A 12,777-nucleotide genomic window follows, 5' to 3' on the forward strand; every position below is an offset into this window, starting at 1 on the left:
GGCGAGGGGGCGTGGATGGGATCGACCATAGGGACTGCATCCGAAACGCCGCACGCCGCCCTTCACGCCGCGCCGCTAGTGGCGCTTTTCCATTCCGACACGGAGCGCGCCGCGCAGCTCGCGACCGCATTCATGGGCGAGGGGTGGCGCGTCGAGCGGCTCGCACCGCCCGCCGCTGGTTTGCGGCCGTGGCTTGACGGCTGTTTCGATCTGCTCGTTCTCAACCCTTTTCTCGGCTGGCAGGAACCCGCCGAATTCATCCGCCTCGCGCGCAGCATCGCGGGCAGTCGCCCGATGCTGATCCTGTCCGATCGCGACTGTGTGGCCGACCGCCTGCTGGCCTTGCGCAGCGGCGCTGACGACGCGGCGGGATGGACAGCGAACCTGCCCGAAGTGCTGGCGCGCGTCGCCTGCCTGCTACGCCGCGCGCGCTTGACGGCGGGGCAAATCGGCGCGGGCGAGCTCCGCATCGATCTGATCGATCGGCGGGTCGAGCGCGCGGGACGGCTCATCCGCCTGCCGCTGCGCGAGTTCGACCTGCTCGCCAATCTGGCGCGCGTTCCCGATCGGCCGATGTCGCGCGATGCGCTGCTCCGCGCGGTGTGGCGGCTCGATTTCGACCCCGGCACCAACCGTGTCGAAGTGCATATGTCCCGGCTGCGCGCCAAGGTCGATCGCGGCTTCGCCTGGCCGATGCTGTGGACAGTGACGGGGCGGGGTTATGCGCTGCGGTCGCGGCCCGATTAATCCTCCCTGTGGCGCAGCCATGGGGAGGGGGACCGTCGCCGCAGGCGATGGTGGAGGGGCGGTGACGTTGCGCCATGGCCCCTCCGTCAGCGCTTCGCGCTGCCACCTCCCCATCGCTGCGCGACAGGGAGGAGCGATCAATTGGCGTATCCGCTGGCATTCCACCGTCCTTCGGCTTCTGCCAACCCGCCCTTGCTTGACCAAAAGTTTCAGCTTGCTACTGATCTGGGACATAAGAAACCAACGATTCCCGGAGATGATGGCCCGATGCACCCTTCCGTTCACGCCCGCAGCAACCCCGACAAAGCCGCGATCATAGTCGCCGAAACGGGCGAGGCGATCAGCTATGGCGAACTCGACGCGGCGTCGAATCGCGCCGCGCAACTGTTTCGCGCGCATGGGCTGGGGCATGAGGATGTCGTCGCTTTCATGCTCGACAACACGCCGCATTATTACGGCCTGACCTGGGGCGCGCAGCGTTCGGGGCTGCGTTATGTCTGCATTTCGTCGCGGCTGACGCAGGACGAAACCGACTATATCCTCGAAAATTCGGGTGCGCAGATCCTTGTCGTCTCGGCCAGTCTCGCGGACGCCGCGCAGCGGCTGACGACCGGTATCAAGCGTTTCGCGATGGGCGGCGAAATTGCGGGCTATGAAAGCTGGGAGGAGGCGGTCGCTGCGATGCCCGCGACCCCCGTTGCCGACGAGCGCGCCGGGGTCGACATGCTCTATTCGTCGGGCACGACGGGGCGGCCCAAGGGAGTGCGCGTGCCGCTGCCCGAGGAACCGGCGATCGATGCGATGAACAGCCTGGTGATGCTCGCCTCGGCGGTGTTCCAGATCAACGCCGACAGCATCTACCTGTCGCCCGCGCCGCTCTATCATGCCGCGCCGCTGCGCTGGTCGATGACGATCCATCGTCTCGGCGGCACCGTCGTGCTGATGAAGAAATTCGATCCCGAGGCGGCGCTGGCGCATATCGAGCGGTACCGGGTGAACTCGAGCCAGTGGGTGCCGACGCATTTTGTGCGGATGCTGAAACTGCCTGAGGAGGTTCGCGCCCGCTATGACACGTCGTCATTGAAGGTCGCGATCCATGCCGCGGCGCCGTGCCCGGTGCCGGTCAAGCAGGCGATGATCGACTGGTGGGGGCCGGTATTGTTCGAATATTATGCCGGGTCCGAAGGCAATGGCATGACCTTCATCTCCAGCGCCGACTGGCTCACCCACAAGGGCAGTGTCGGCCGCCCAATCCTCGGCACGGTGCATATCATGGGCGAGGACAATGAGACCGAGCTTGGGCCGAACGAGGAAGGCACGGTTTTCTTCGAGAGCGAGAATGTCTTCGAATATCATGGCGATGATGAGAAAACCGCGTCGAGCCGCAATTCGAAGGGCTGGTCGACGCTCGGCGATGTGGGCAAGCTCGACGACGAGGGGTTTCTCTACCTCACCGACCGCAAGAGCTTTATGATCATTTCGGGCGGGGTGAACATCTATCCGCAGGAAATCGAAAACCATCTCGTCACCCATCCCAAAGTCGCCGATGTCGCGGTGGTCGGCGGTCCGCATGAGGAGATGGGCGAGGAGGTGATCGCGGTCGTCCAGCCCGCCGACATGGCCGAGGCGGATGACGCGCTGCGCGACGAGCTGATCGCCTATGCACGCGAGAGATTGTCGGGGGTGAAAATCCCGCGCCGTATCGATTTCATGGAGGAACTGCCGCGCCACGATACCGGTAAGCTCTACAAGCGCCTGCTTCGCGACCAATATTGGGAAAAGGCCAAGGCGGAGGCCTGATCCAATGACCGCCGCGCGCGTCGAATTTTTCTTCGACCTCTCCTCGCCCTGGACCTGCCTCGCCTTCCATAATCTGCCGGCGGTGCTCGAACGCACCGGCGCGACCGCCACCTACCGCCCGATCCTCGTCGGCGGGGTGTTCAACGCGGTCAATCCCGCCGTCTATGCGGCGCGCGAGCAGGCAGACAACCGGCGGCTTCAGCATAGCTGGAAAGTGCTGCAGGACTGGGCGCGGCTGGCCGGGGTGCCGATGAATTTCCCGTCGCGGTGGCATCCGGCGAAAAGCATCGCCGCGATGCGTTTCTGCTGCGCGCTCGAGGAGGATCAGGCGGCGCTCGTCCGGTTCGCGCGCGGTGCCTTCGCGAGCTATTTCGACCGGCAGGAGAATCTCGACGACCCGGCGGTGCTGACGGCGGTCGCCGATGCTGAGGGGCTCGACGGCGCCGCGCTGGCGGCAGCGGCGGGCAGCGATGCGGTCAAGGCGCGGCTGCGCGCCAACACCGACGACGTCATCGCGCGCGGCGGCTATGGCTCGCCGACGATCTTTGTCGATCAGGACGACATGTATTTCGGCAACGACCAGCTTCCGCTCGTCGAAGCCGCCCTAAAACGTACAGCGTAGAGGATTCTCCCATGAAAGACCGGATTTCGATCACCATGCTCGAGGGCGGGATCGCCGACGTCCGGCTGATCCGCGCCGACAAGATGAACGCGCTCGACACCGCGATGTGGGAGGCGCTCGTCGAAGCGGTCGATCAGCTGAAAGTGACGCCGGGCCTGCGCGTCGTCGTGCTGTCGGGCGAAGGGCGCGCCTTTTGCGCCGGGCTGGACCTGTCGAGCCTGGGCGGCGAGCGCGACCCCGGTGCGAGCAGCGCGGGCGGGGGACTCGCCGAGCGAACGCGGGGCATCGTCAACAACGCCCAATATGCCGCGTGGGGCTGGCGCGAACTGCCGGTGCCGGTGATCGCCGCGGTGCATGGCGTGGCGTTCGGCGCGGGCAGCCAGATCATGGCCGCCGCCGACATCCGCATCGTCCACCCCGACACACGGATTGCGATCATGGAAATGCGCTGGGGGCTGGTCCCCGACGTCGCGGGCATGGCGCTGTGGCGGACGCAGGTTGCCGACGATGTGCTGCGCGAGATGATCTACACCAACCGCGAATTCACCGGGTCGGAGGCGAAGCTGCTCGGCTTTGCAACGCATGTATCGGACGATCCGCTGGCGAAGGCGATGGAGCTGGCCGCCGTCATTGCCGACAAGAATCCCCACGCGATCCGCGGTGCCAAACGGCTTTGCAACATGCTGGGCGATGCGAGCGATGCAGAGATATTGCAGGCGGAGAGCGACGAGCAGGTCAAGGTCATCCGCACCCCGAACCAGATCGAGGCGGTGATGGCGGGGATGCAGAAGCGGAAGCCGAATTTCGCGGATTGAGCGAGCCGCAAGGCCGCCCTTTTCTTCCCCGTTCGCATCGAGCGAAGTCGAGATGCGTCTAACGCCGCGCTAGCGTGTCTCGACTTCGCTCGACACGAACGGATTGAGGAACGGGTTCCTCACAGCAGCCCCAAAAACCGCACCGCATTGTCCCAGTCGCGCTTGTGCGCGGCGCGTTGCGCCTGCGCCTCGGCATCGGCGCCCCAGCGGCGTTCCTGATATAATTGGTCGAGGCTGACCGCTTCCCACAAATGCTCAGGGTGGAACACCTGCGCCATGCAAGCCAACCCGGCGACCAGTGATCCGCCGATCGTCACCAGCGGGGACAGCGCCGTCATCCGCCACGGGTCATGTCCCAGCGTGGCGGTGCGCAACGCGGCAACAGTCGCGGGCGGCTGATCGACCGGCAAAATCCCCTGCGTGATGACGAATTCGACCCCGAATTGCGCCTCTGCCCATGCCAGGATCGGGTTCCACGCCGTCACCTGCTCGGCCTGCAACGCCGCATCGCGGTCGTCGCGGTAACATAGCAGGTCGGTCGCAGCATAAGCGGCGATCGGCTGGGCAAAGGCGCCCGGGTCGGGCGCCGCCAGGTCGATCGCCGCATTGGCCAGCCCGGTCATCGGCATCGCGCGGGGGTCGATCGTTTCGCCGACCGCGCGCCATTCGGCGGCGATCGCGTCGGCGAGCGCGGCGCTTGGCGCCGCCAGCGGCGCCCGCTGCGGCGTGCGCACCGGGCGCCCGTCGAGCGCGATGCCCCAGCCGCCATCCTCGTCGATGACGGTCACCTCTTTCCAGAAACGCTTCACAGATCTTTAGGCGAGCGCCAGCGGCGCGCGAGCAGCAGCGGCATCACCGCGAAGTCGAACGCGCCGACCAGCACGATCGCGGCGCCGATCCACCGGTCGGTCGGTTGCCCCGCGAGCGTGAAGCCACCGCTGATCAGGATAAAGCCGATCGCGATAAAGGCGACGCCCATCAGGCGCATGATCGTCATCGCAAAGAAGCGCTTTTTGGCGAGAGCATCGTCGGGCCGGGTCATGCACCGTCCCTATCGCCGCCGAGGTGGCGCATCAACCGGGCAAGCGCGCCATGGCCGGTCGCTTCGACGCCCGCGGCGACGCGTTCGCGTTCGTCGGCGGATTTGTTTTGCGACAGTTTGACCGTCGGTCGCCACGCGCTGATCCGCATTTCAAAGCCGACAATCGCGCCGATCAGCTTGCTGAACAGCGCCGGGTTCATCTTCGCGCGCGTCCAGGGCGGGTTTGCGCCGACGCGCGCTTCATGGAGTGTCGACAGCGTGTCGAGCTGCGCGACCAGCGCCGCATCGTCCAGCTTCGTCGCCACCCCCTCCATCTCGATCGCGACATAATTCCATGTCGGCACCTGATCGGCGTCGGCATACCAGCTCGCGCTGACATAGGCGTCGGGCCCCTGCACGACGGCGAGCGCGGTCGCGCCAGCAAGATGCCGCGTCAGCGCATTGCCGCGCGCAAGATGGAATTGCAGCGTCGTGCCGTCGTCGCTCAGCAGAACCGGAGCGTGCGCAACGCGCGGCCCGTCGGGGGTGCCCGCAAAGATCGCGGCAAAGCCGATCTCGCGGACCAGCAATTCGGCAAGGTCGTCCTCTTTGGGACGAAAGGCGCTGTTCGGATGCATCAGCCCGCCTTGGGTGGGCGCGCCGGATGCTTCTTCGCGCTTGGCTTTTTGCCTGTGGGTTTCCCCGTCGCCGGCTTGCCGGGCTTGCCCGGTTTGGCTTTCGCCTTGGGCTTCGGCTTGCCGACGAAATCGGTCGGTTTGCTGTCGGCGGTGCGCCCGCGCCGTTCGCCGCGCCGCGCCTTGCGGATTTGTTTGCTGTGTGCCTTCGCCTGCGCCTTCAGTGCCGATTTGGGCGGCGGGCCTTTCTCGGTCGGGTCGATCCCGACCTCGCCGAGCAGCAAGTCGAATCCGAGCGCGTTGAGGCTCGCGGTGAAATGGTCGGGCACCTTGGCGCTAACATCGATCGCGCCGCCGTCGGGATGGTCGATGCGCAGCCGCCGGCTGTGCAGGTGCATCTTGCGGCTGATCGATCCGGTCAGGAACGCCCCTTTGCCACCATATTTGCCGTCGCCGACGATGGGATGGCCGATCGCCGCCATATGGACGCGGAGCTGGTGGGTGCGCCCGGTGAGCGGTTGCAACTCGACCCACGCCGCGCTGTTCCCGGCACGCTCGATCACGCGATAACGCGTCTTGGACGGCAGGCCGTCGTCATGGACGTGCATCTTTTCGCCGCCCGATCCCGGCTGCTTGGCCAGCGGCAGGTCGATCTCGCCCTGCTGGATGTCGGGGACGCCGACGATCAGCGCCCAATAGGTCTTGCGCGCGCTGCGGTTCGAAAAGCTTTTGGCGAAATAGGCGGCGGCGCGCGGGGTGCGCGCGATCAGCAACGCGCCCGATGTGTCCTTGTCGAGGCGGTGGACAAGCTTGGGCCGCGTCGGCCCGTCGAACTTCAGCGCGTCGAGCAGGCCGTCGACATGTTGTTCGGTCTTGGTGCCGCCCTGCGTCGCGAGGCCGGGCAGTTTGTTGAGGACGATCGCGCTGGCGTCACGGTGGATTATCATGCCGGTCGCCAGCTCGACATCGGCGTCGGTCAGCGGGCGACCTTTTCGCGCGGGACGCGCAGCGGTCTCGACCGGCGGGGTCGGCATCACCAGCTTTTGCCCCGCGGCGATGCGGTCCGACACATCGGCCTTTTTGCCGTCGAGCGTCAGCTGTCCCGAACGCGCCCAGCGCGCGAGCAGCGCATGCGGCGTGCCTTCGCGATGACGCTTGAACCAGCGGTCGAGGCGGATGCCGTCGTCTTCCTCGGCGATCGTCGCACTGTCGAGCTGTGGCTTGGCGTCGCTCATGCCGGTATCTGCCGCATGAGGAACAGGCCGAGCCCGCAGGCGGCGATCGCGCCGATCACCGATGCGAGGACATAGGCGGCCGCCTGTGCGTTTTGGCCGCGTTCGAAAAGCATCCAGAATTCCATGCTGAAAGAGGAAAAGGTGGTGAAGCCGCCGAGAATCCCGACGCCGACGAACAGCCGTGCCGTGTCGCTGGCACCATCGCCGCGCGCGAGCGCACCGATCAGCAGGCCCATGAGGAGGCTGCCGGCGATATTGATCGTCAGTGTCCACCAGGGAAAGCCGGGGCCAAGCCGCGCGAGCATCGCCTGCCCCACCAGATGGCGGGCACCGGCGCCGATCGCGCCGCCGATAATGACGGGAAACAGGCTGTTCATGTCACTCGCCCTAGCCCGAAATGGCGGCGAGGCATAGCGGGTGCGTTGCCGCTAGCCGTCTGGAGCTGCCAGCGCGGTCGCCGGGCGTTCGTGCGCGGCGCGCCAGTCGGCGGGGCGCACAAAGTCGCCCTGCCAGATGCCGCGCCGCTGCGCTTTTGCTTCAGCTTCCTCCAAGAGATAGGTATCGCTGGTCGCCACGGCCCAGCCCAGTCGCACCATCTCGGCCCCGAGGTCGATACCGTCGGGAAAGGGGCGGGTGCGGCACATGGCGAGGGCGCGGTCGTAGCGGTCCTTTGCCGCGACCCCGCAATGCAGCGGGCCACCGCCCGCCACATTTTCGAGCGCGTCGCGCGCGTCGCGCCCGCACGGCCAGCGGCTGGCGTCGCGGCGCGCGCAATCCTGCCGATATTCGGGCGCGTCGATCCCGGTCAGGCGGATCGTCACCGGGCCGCCGTCCTGCCGCACGGTCAGGCTGTCGCCGTCGATCACATGAACCGGCTGAACGACATGCACCGGCGCGGGCTGCCAGACCCATGCGATCGTCGCCAGTGCCGCGATCAGCAGAAGTGCCAGCAGCGAGCGCAGGCGTCGCCGCCAGCGCAGCCGGGCAAGTGGGGAGCGGGGACGGAGCATCGGATGCGCCTGACCCCGTGGTCGCCGCTTGGCAAGAATGAATTATCGGTTGACGATGAGAACAAACCATGTCCAAAATGGACCTGTTCCCGTCCGACAATGGTACTCGACTCGCACGTTCATTCTCGTTGGGTCCGTATCGGCGGCAAATGGGAACGAACAAAAGGTGAATGACGCCGGAATGACGACATAGTCACGCCAAGGTGGAGCGATGAAAAGGGGACAGGCGCGATGATCGACCAGCAGCTATCGGCACGAACCGGCCATGCGGACACTGTGTGGCGTGGCATGGATCCGGCGAACGCATGGTCGACCACCCCGGCTGGCGGCCAGCGGCGCGACGGCGTGGCATCGCCCTGGCTGTTCGTGGGGTCTGCCGAAGCGCTTCCCGACACCGCATCGCTGGCCGAGGTTCGGCTGGCGAACATGCTGCCGCCCGCGCGCGCCGAACGCTATATCCGGCACAGCCCGTTTCTGGATATTGTGTGGTTGGCGGCGGCCGACACTGTCGAACCGGCCTGCCTCGAGGCGATTTGCCAGGCGGTGATAATGCACCGCTGTCAGTTGATCTGCGAAACCTCGCTGCCAGCGCTCGACCGGATGGCGGCGGCGATTCCGGCATCGATCGAAGTTCAATTTCTGGTCGATGCCGACCCGACCGACAAGTTGATAGCACTGGCGGCGGCGCGGCGGACGCGCCACCACATCGTCCATGATGTCGCGCGCGACGATGCGATGGAGCGGATCGACCGGTTGCAGGACGAAGTGGCGCGGATCGGGCGAATGCTCGCCGATCTTGCGGGTCAGCGCGGCGGGCTGGCGGGAACGCCGGCTGCGCCCGTCGCACCCGGCGATGCCGGAGAAGCCGCCGACCGCTTGCGGTCGCCCGCGCGCGATTTTGCGGCGATGCCGCGCAGTTTTGTGCCCGAAGAACGGATGCTCGACCGGCAACGCGCGAAGGCGGTCCGGCGGATGCTGCGCCAGCGGCGGATGCGCGAGCAATATTTTCCCGCCGACCTGTTCGCCGACCCGGCGTGGGACATGCTGCTCGACCTTTACGCCGCACGGCTGGAGCGCCAGCCGGTGTCGGTGTCCAGCCTGTGCATCGCCGCCGCGGTCCCGGCAACGACGGCGCTGCGCTGGATCAAGACGATGACCGATGCCGGGCTGTTCGTGCGCGACGCCGACCCGCACGACGGCCGCCGCATCTTCATCGCGCTTGCCGAAGGCGCGCATGACGCGATGGCGCGATATTTCGAAGCGCTCGACGAGTAGCGACGGCTTGCCAGCGACGGCGCGTTGTGGCAGTGGCGCGCTTCCCGAATTTCGGGGGCGCTTAGCTCAGTTGGTAGAGCATCTCGTTTACACCGAGAGGGTCGGCGGTTCGAGCCCGTCAGCGCCCACCATTTTCCCCTCAACCCGTTGAGACTGCGGTCAGGGGGCGGTCGCGGTCTGTCGCGCGCGCCACACGCTCCACAGCGTGAAGACGCCCATTCCCGCCCAGACGATGTTCAGTCCGGCGGACGGCAGCGCGCCATTATACCCCGAATTCAACACAAACCCGCTCGCCCCGATCACGTTCATCCATTGGTAGAGATAGCCGCGCGCCTCGATCTTGCCGAGCGAGAGCAGGACGTAGCTGGCGAGGATCAGCGCGGCGGCGAGCCAGCCGATGACTTCGATCGCGATCTCGAAAACGCTCATATGCCGTCCCTTCGGGTGGCCTGCACCCCGGTTGGGGACAGGGAATTCAGCGCATCGTCTGTTCGAGCGCCTCGACCGCGTCCTTCGCTTCGGCCAAGCCGAGTCCAGTGCGTTCGCGGACCAGCTTGATCGCCTCGATCTTGCGGTCCGCGCGGATCAGGGCGCGGATTTCGTCATTGTCGATCCGCTCGTCGCCGACGCGCACCATCGGGCGCGGCGGCGGTGCGGTGAGGTCGCGGCCTGCCCTTTGCCCGCGCAGATAGCGGGCGAGGAGCAGGCCGAGCACCAGACCGACGACAAGGATCAGCAGCTTGCCCATGCCGGGTTGCCCCGCTTACGCCGCCAGCTTGCGCAGGACGTAGTGCAGGATGCCGCCGTTCATATAATATTCGACCTCGTTCGCGGTATCGATGCGGCAGAGCGTGTCGAAGCTGAAGGTGGAGCCGTCGGGGCGGGTGACGTTGACGGTCACCGTCTGGCGCGGCTTGAGGTCGGCGACGCCGGTGATGGTGAACTGGTCGTCACCGGTCAGCCCGAGCGTTTCGCGCGTGTCGCCGTCCTGGAACTGGAGCGGCAGCACGCCCATGCCGACGAGGTTCGAGCGGTGGATGCGCTCGAAGCTCTCGACGATCACGGCGCGGACGCCGAGCAAATTGGTGCCCTTCGCGGCCCAGTCGCGCGACGAGCCGGTGCCATATTCCTTGCCCGCGATGACCACCAGCGGGGTGCCGTCGGCCTTGTGGCGCATCGCGGCGTCGTAGATCGGCATGACTTCGTCGCCGTAGCGCGACATGCCGCCTTCGATGCCGGGGACCATTTCATTCTTGATGCGGATGTTGGCGAAGGTACCGCGCATCATGACGTCGTGGTGGCCGCGGCGGGCGCCGTAGCTGTTGAAGTCGGCCTTGCTAACCTGATGTTCCATCAGCCATTTTCCGGCCGGCGAGTCCGCCTTGATGCTGCCTGCCGGAGAGATGTGGTCGGTGGTGATGCTGTCGCCGAGGATCGCGAGCGGTTTCGCGTCGATGATGTCCGACACCGGCGCCGGCGTCATCGTCATCCCCTCGAAATACGGCGGGTTGGCGACATAGGTCGACCCGGCGCGCCACTGATAGGTGTCACTGCCTTCGACCTCGATCTTCTGCCAATGTTCGTCGCCGCGATAGACATGCTCGTAGCGCGCCTCGAACATGTCGCGGTCGATGCACGACGCGATGGTGTCGGCGACCTCCTGATTGGTCGGCCAGATGTCGGCGAGGAACACGTCCTTGCCCGACTGGTCCTGCCCGATCGGGGTGGTGGTGAAATCTTCGGTCACCGTGCCCTTGAGCGCATAGGCGACGACCAGCGGCGGGGAAGCCAGGAAGTTGGCGCGCACGTCGGGCGACACGCGGCCTTCGAAGTTGCGGTTGCCCGAAATCACCGACGCGGCGACGATGTCGTTGCCGTTGATCGCCTCCGAAATCGGCCCCGCCAGCGGCCCCGAATTGCCGATGCAGGTGGTGCAGCCATAACCGACGAGGTTGAAGCCGATCGCGTCGAGATCGGCGGTCAGGCCCGCGCGGTCGAAATAATCGGTCACAACCTGCGATCCCGGCGCGAGCGAGGTCTTGACCCACGGCTTGGGCTTGAGGCCCAAGGCGTTCGCCTTGCGCGCCACCAGACCCGCGGCGACCATGACGCCGGGGTTCGACGTGTTGGTGCAGCTGGTGATCGCGGCGATGACGACGTCGCCGTCGCCGATGTCATGATCCTTGCCCGCGACCGGCACGCGCTTGATGCCGTCATGCTTGTACACCGACGCCAGGTCCGAATTGAACACATCGTCGACTTCGGTGAGGATGACCTTGTCCTGCGGGCGCTTCGGCCCCGCCAGCGACGGGACGACCGTGCCCATGTCGAGTTCGAGCGTGTCGGTGAACACCGGATCGGCCATGTCGGCCGACAGCCACAGACCCTGCGCCTTGGCATAAGCCTCGACCAGCGCGACATTCTCGGCGCTGCGCCCGGTCAGGCGCATATAGTCGAGCGTCTTGTCGTCGATGCCGAAGAAGCCGCAGGTCGCGCCATATTCGGGCGCCATATTGGCGAGCGTTGCGCGGTCGGCGAGCGACAGCGAGGACAGGCCGGGGCCGAAATATTCGACGAAGCGTCCGACGACGCCCTTGGCGCGCAGCATCTGCGTCGCGGTGAGCACCAGGTCGGTCGCGGTGACGCCTTCCTTCAGCGCGCCGGTCAGCTTGAACCCGACGACTTCGGGGATCAGCATCGACACCGGCTGGCCCAGCATCGCGGCCTCGGCCTCGATCCCCCCGACGCCCCAGCCGAGCACGCCGAGCCCGTTGATCATCGTCGTGTGGCTGTCGGTGCCGACGCAGGTGTCGGGATAGGCGACAGTGGTGCCGTCCGCATCCTCGCTCGACCACACCGCCTGCGCGATATGCTCCAGGTTCACCTGGTGGCAGATGCCGGTGCCCGGGGGGACCGCCTTGAAATTGTCGAGGCTTTTCGACCCCCATTTCAGGAAGTCATAACGCTCGCCGTTGCGATAATATTCGATCTCGACATTCTGCTCGAACGCCTTCGGGTGGCCGAATTCGTCGACCATGACGCTGTGGTCGATGACGAGGTGGACGGGGACGAGCGGGTTGATCTTGGTCGTGTCACCGCCGAGCGTCGCGATCGCATCGCGCATCGCCGCGAGGTCGACGACGCAGGGGACGCCGGTGAAATCCTGCAGCAGCACGCGCGCCGGGCGATACTGGATCTCACGGTTCGAATGCGGGTCCTTCTGCCAGTCGACGAGCGCCTGCACATCGTCGGTCGATACGGTGAAGCCGCCATCCTCGAAGCGCAGCAGGTTTTCGAGCAGCACCTTCATCGAGAAGGGCAGGCGCGACACGTCGCCCAGCTTGGCCGCGGCCTTGTCGAGCGAATAATAGGCATATTCCTTGCCGCCGACGCTCAGCGTCGAACGGGTGCCCAGCGTGTCATGTCCGGTGGTCGTCATCTTGCAGCAGTCCCCTGTTGGCGCGGCGGGGGAAGACCGTCCGCTGGCGTGGCGGGAGAGCGGGCCAGCAGGAGTCGCGCGCGCGGTTTTTGTTGGGGACGCCTTACGCGGGGGGTGGGGAAATGCAAGGGGGTGGGGGTGGGTTCGTTGGTGCGCGGGCTGGCTTGTGCCGTCGGCG

14 protein-coding genes and 1 tRNA gene are annotated in these 12,777 nt (G+C 66.3%); 6 read left to right on the forward strand and 9 right to left on the reverse strand.

The genetic code is table 11. From position 1 onward, the window contains the following. The first annotated feature begins 15 nt into the window (after window positions 1-15). The 4 genes from IR187_RS16740 to IR187_RS08270 all read left to right on the forward strand — a co-directional run bounded on the left by IR187_RS16740 (window position 16) and on the right by IR187_RS08270 (window position 3,984). Window positions 16-747 carry a response regulator transcription factor gene (locus IR187_RS16740; protein WP_228765653.1) on the forward strand — a complete coding sequence of 244 codons (732 nt, stop codon included), beginning with the start codon at window positions 16-18 and terminating at the stop codon, window positions 745-747. Window positions 748-1,014: 267 nt separating this feature from the next. Beyond that, window positions 1,015-2,547: an acyl-CoA synthetase gene (locus tag IR187_RS08260; protein ID WP_194954136.1), complete on the forward strand. Its 1,533-nt coding sequence runs from the start codon at window positions 1,015-1,017 to the stop codon at window positions 2,545-2,547. Between the two features lie 4 nt (window positions 2,548-2,551). Continuing rightward, window positions 2,552-3,169, forward strand: a complete 618-nt coding sequence (locus tag IR187_RS08265) for a 2-hydroxychromene-2-carboxylate isomerase (protein WP_194954137.1) — start codon at window positions 2,552-2,554, stop codon at window positions 3,167-3,169. A gap of 11 nt (window positions 3,170-3,180) precedes the next feature. After that, entirely contained in the window at window positions 3,181-3,984 is an 804-nt protein-coding gene (locus tag IR187_RS08270; RefSeq protein ID WP_194954138.1) for a crotonase/enoyl-CoA hydratase family protein, read from the forward strand. A gap of 119 nt (window positions 3,985-4,103) precedes the next feature. On the opposite strand, the gene IR187_RS08275 is transcribed toward IR187_RS08270, so the two are convergent. Genes IR187_RS08275 through IR187_RS08300 form a run of 6 tightly spaced genes read right to left on the reverse strand, consistent with a single transcriptional unit; the run spans window position 4,104 to window position 7,885 of the window. Further along, a complete protein-coding gene (locus tag IR187_RS08275) occupies window positions 4,104-4,793 on the reverse strand; it encodes an ATP12 family chaperone protein (RefSeq protein WP_194954139.1) in 690 nt (229 codons plus the stop codon). Continuing rightward, complete coding sequence (locus IR187_RS08280; protein ID WP_194954140.1) at window positions 4,790-5,026, reverse strand: hypothetical protein; 237 nt, start codon at window positions 5,024-5,026, stop codon at window positions 4,790-4,792. Before IR187_RS08280 ends, IR187_RS08275 begins: the two co-directional genes overlap by 4 nt. Further along, a complete protein-coding gene (locus IR187_RS08285; RefSeq protein ID WP_194954141.1) occupies window positions 5,023-5,643 on the reverse strand; it encodes an FMN-binding negative transcriptional regulator in 621 nt (206 codons plus the stop codon). Before IR187_RS08285 ends, IR187_RS08280 begins: the two co-directional genes overlap by 4 nt. Continuing rightward, window positions 5,643-6,875: an RluA family pseudouridine synthase gene (locus IR187_RS08290; protein WP_194954142.1), complete on the reverse strand. Its 1,233-nt coding sequence runs from the start codon at window positions 6,873-6,875 to the stop codon at window positions 5,643-5,645. The genes IR187_RS08285 and IR187_RS08290 overlap by 1 nt, the downstream gene beginning before the upstream one ends. Further along, window positions 6,872-7,252 (reverse strand): fluoride efflux transporter CrcB, encoded by a 381-nt coding sequence (gene crcB, locus IR187_RS08295; protein WP_194954143.1) that lies wholly within the window; start codon window positions 7,250-7,252, stop codon window positions 6,872-6,874. The genes IR187_RS08290 and crcB overlap by 4 nt, the downstream gene beginning before the upstream one ends. Before the next feature lie 51 nt (window positions 7,253-7,303). Then, window positions 7,304-7,885, reverse strand: coding sequence for a thermonuclease family protein (locus IR187_RS08300; RefSeq protein ID WP_194954144.1), 582 nt, complete (start codon window positions 7,883-7,885; stop codon window positions 7,304-7,306). 231 nt (window positions 7,886-8,116) lie between these two features. On the opposite strand from IR187_RS08300, the gene IR187_RS08305 reads away from it, so the two are divergent. Further along, window positions 8,117-9,160, forward strand: coding sequence for a winged helix DNA-binding protein (locus IR187_RS08305; protein ID WP_194954145.1), 1,044 nt, complete (start codon window positions 8,117-8,119; stop codon window positions 9,158-9,160). Between the two features lie 55 nt (window positions 9,161-9,215). Further along, window positions 9,216-9,291: transfer RNA gene (locus IR187_RS08310), tRNA-Val, on the forward strand. Between the two features lie 28 nt (window positions 9,292-9,319). Here IR187_RS08310 and IR187_RS08315 read toward each other — a convergent pair. Genes IR187_RS08315 through acnA form a run of 3 tightly spaced genes read right to left on the reverse strand, consistent with a single transcriptional unit; the run spans window position 9,320 to window position 12,599 of the window. After that, complete coding sequence (locus tag IR187_RS08315) at window positions 9,320-9,589, reverse strand: CBU_0592 family membrane protein (RefSeq protein ID WP_194954146.1); 270 nt, start codon at window positions 9,587-9,589, stop codon at window positions 9,320-9,322. A 46-nt stretch (window positions 9,590-9,635) separates the two neighbouring features. Beyond that, window positions 9,636-9,908: a ribosomal protein L7/L12 gene (locus IR187_RS16745; RefSeq protein WP_228765654.1), complete on the reverse strand. Its 273-nt coding sequence runs from the start codon at window positions 9,906-9,908 to the stop codon at window positions 9,636-9,638. A gap of 15 nt (window positions 9,909-9,923) precedes the next feature. Continuing rightward, on the reverse strand, window positions 9,924-12,599 hold the full coding sequence (gene acnA / locus IR187_RS08325; RefSeq protein ID WP_194954147.1) for an aconitate hydratase AcnA: 2,676 nt from the start codon (window positions 12,597-12,599) through the stop codon (window positions 9,924-9,926). Between the last annotated feature and the right edge of the window lie 178 nt (window positions 12,600-12,777).

This window comes from Sphingopyxis solisilvae, from assembly GCF_015475875.1.
GTDB classification, from domain to species: domain Bacteria; phylum Pseudomonadota; class Alphaproteobacteria; order Sphingomonadales; family Sphingomonadaceae; genus Sphingopyxis; species Sphingopyxis solisilvae.

What these genes read in the sequence shown, in the direction of transcription:
- IR187_RS08305 (WP_194954145.1), top strand. Translation starts at nt 8,117, where the DNA reads ATGATCGACCAGCAGCTATCGGCACGAACCGGCCATGCGGACACTGTG.
- crcB (WP_194954143.1), bottom strand. Translation starts at nt 7,252, where the DNA reads ATGAACAGCCTGTTTCCCGTCATTATCGGCGGCGCGATCGGCGCCGGT.
- IR187_RS16740 (WP_228765653.1), top strand. Translation starts at nt 16, where the DNA reads ATGGGATCGACCATAGGGACTGCATCCGAAACGCCGCACGCCGCCCTT.
- IR187_RS08260 (WP_194954136.1), top strand. Translation starts at nt 1,015, where the DNA reads ATGCACCCTTCCGTTCACGCCCGCAGCAACCCCGACAAAGCCGCGATC.
- IR187_RS08265 (WP_194954137.1), top strand. Translation starts at nt 2,552, where the DNA reads ATGACCGCCGCGCGCGTCGAATTTTTCTTCGACCTCTCCTCGCCCTGG.
- IR187_RS08280 (WP_194954140.1), bottom strand. Translation starts at nt 5,026, where the DNA reads ATGACCCGGCCCGACGATGCTCTCGCCAAAAAGCGCTTCTTTGCGATG.
- IR187_RS08270 (WP_194954138.1), top strand. Translation starts at nt 3,181, where the DNA reads ATGAAAGACCGGATTTCGATCACCATGCTCGAGGGCGGGATCGCCGAC.
- IR187_RS08315 (WP_194954146.1), bottom strand. Translation starts at nt 9,589, where the DNA reads ATGAGCGTTTTCGAGATCGCGATCGAAGTCATCGGCTGGCTCGCCGCC.
- IR187_RS08285 (WP_194954141.1), bottom strand. Translation starts at nt 5,643, where the DNA reads ATGCATCCGAACAGCGCCTTTCGTCCCAAAGAGGACGACCTTGCCGAA.
- acnA (WP_194954147.1), bottom strand. Translation starts at nt 12,599, where the DNA reads ATGACGACCACCGGACATGACACGCTGGGCACCCGTTCGACGCTGAGC.
- IR187_RS08290 (WP_194954142.1), bottom strand. Translation starts at nt 6,875, where the DNA reads ATGAGCGACGCCAAGCCACAGCTCGACAGTGCGACGATCGCCGAGGAA.
- IR187_RS08300 (WP_194954144.1), bottom strand. Translation starts at nt 7,885, where the DNA reads ATGCTCCGTCCCCGCTCCCCACTTGCCCGGCTGCGCTGGCGGCGACGC.
- IR187_RS16745 (WP_228765654.1), bottom strand. Translation starts at nt 9,908, where the DNA reads ATGGGCAAGCTGCTGATCCTTGTCGTCGGTCTGGTGCTCGGCCTGCTC.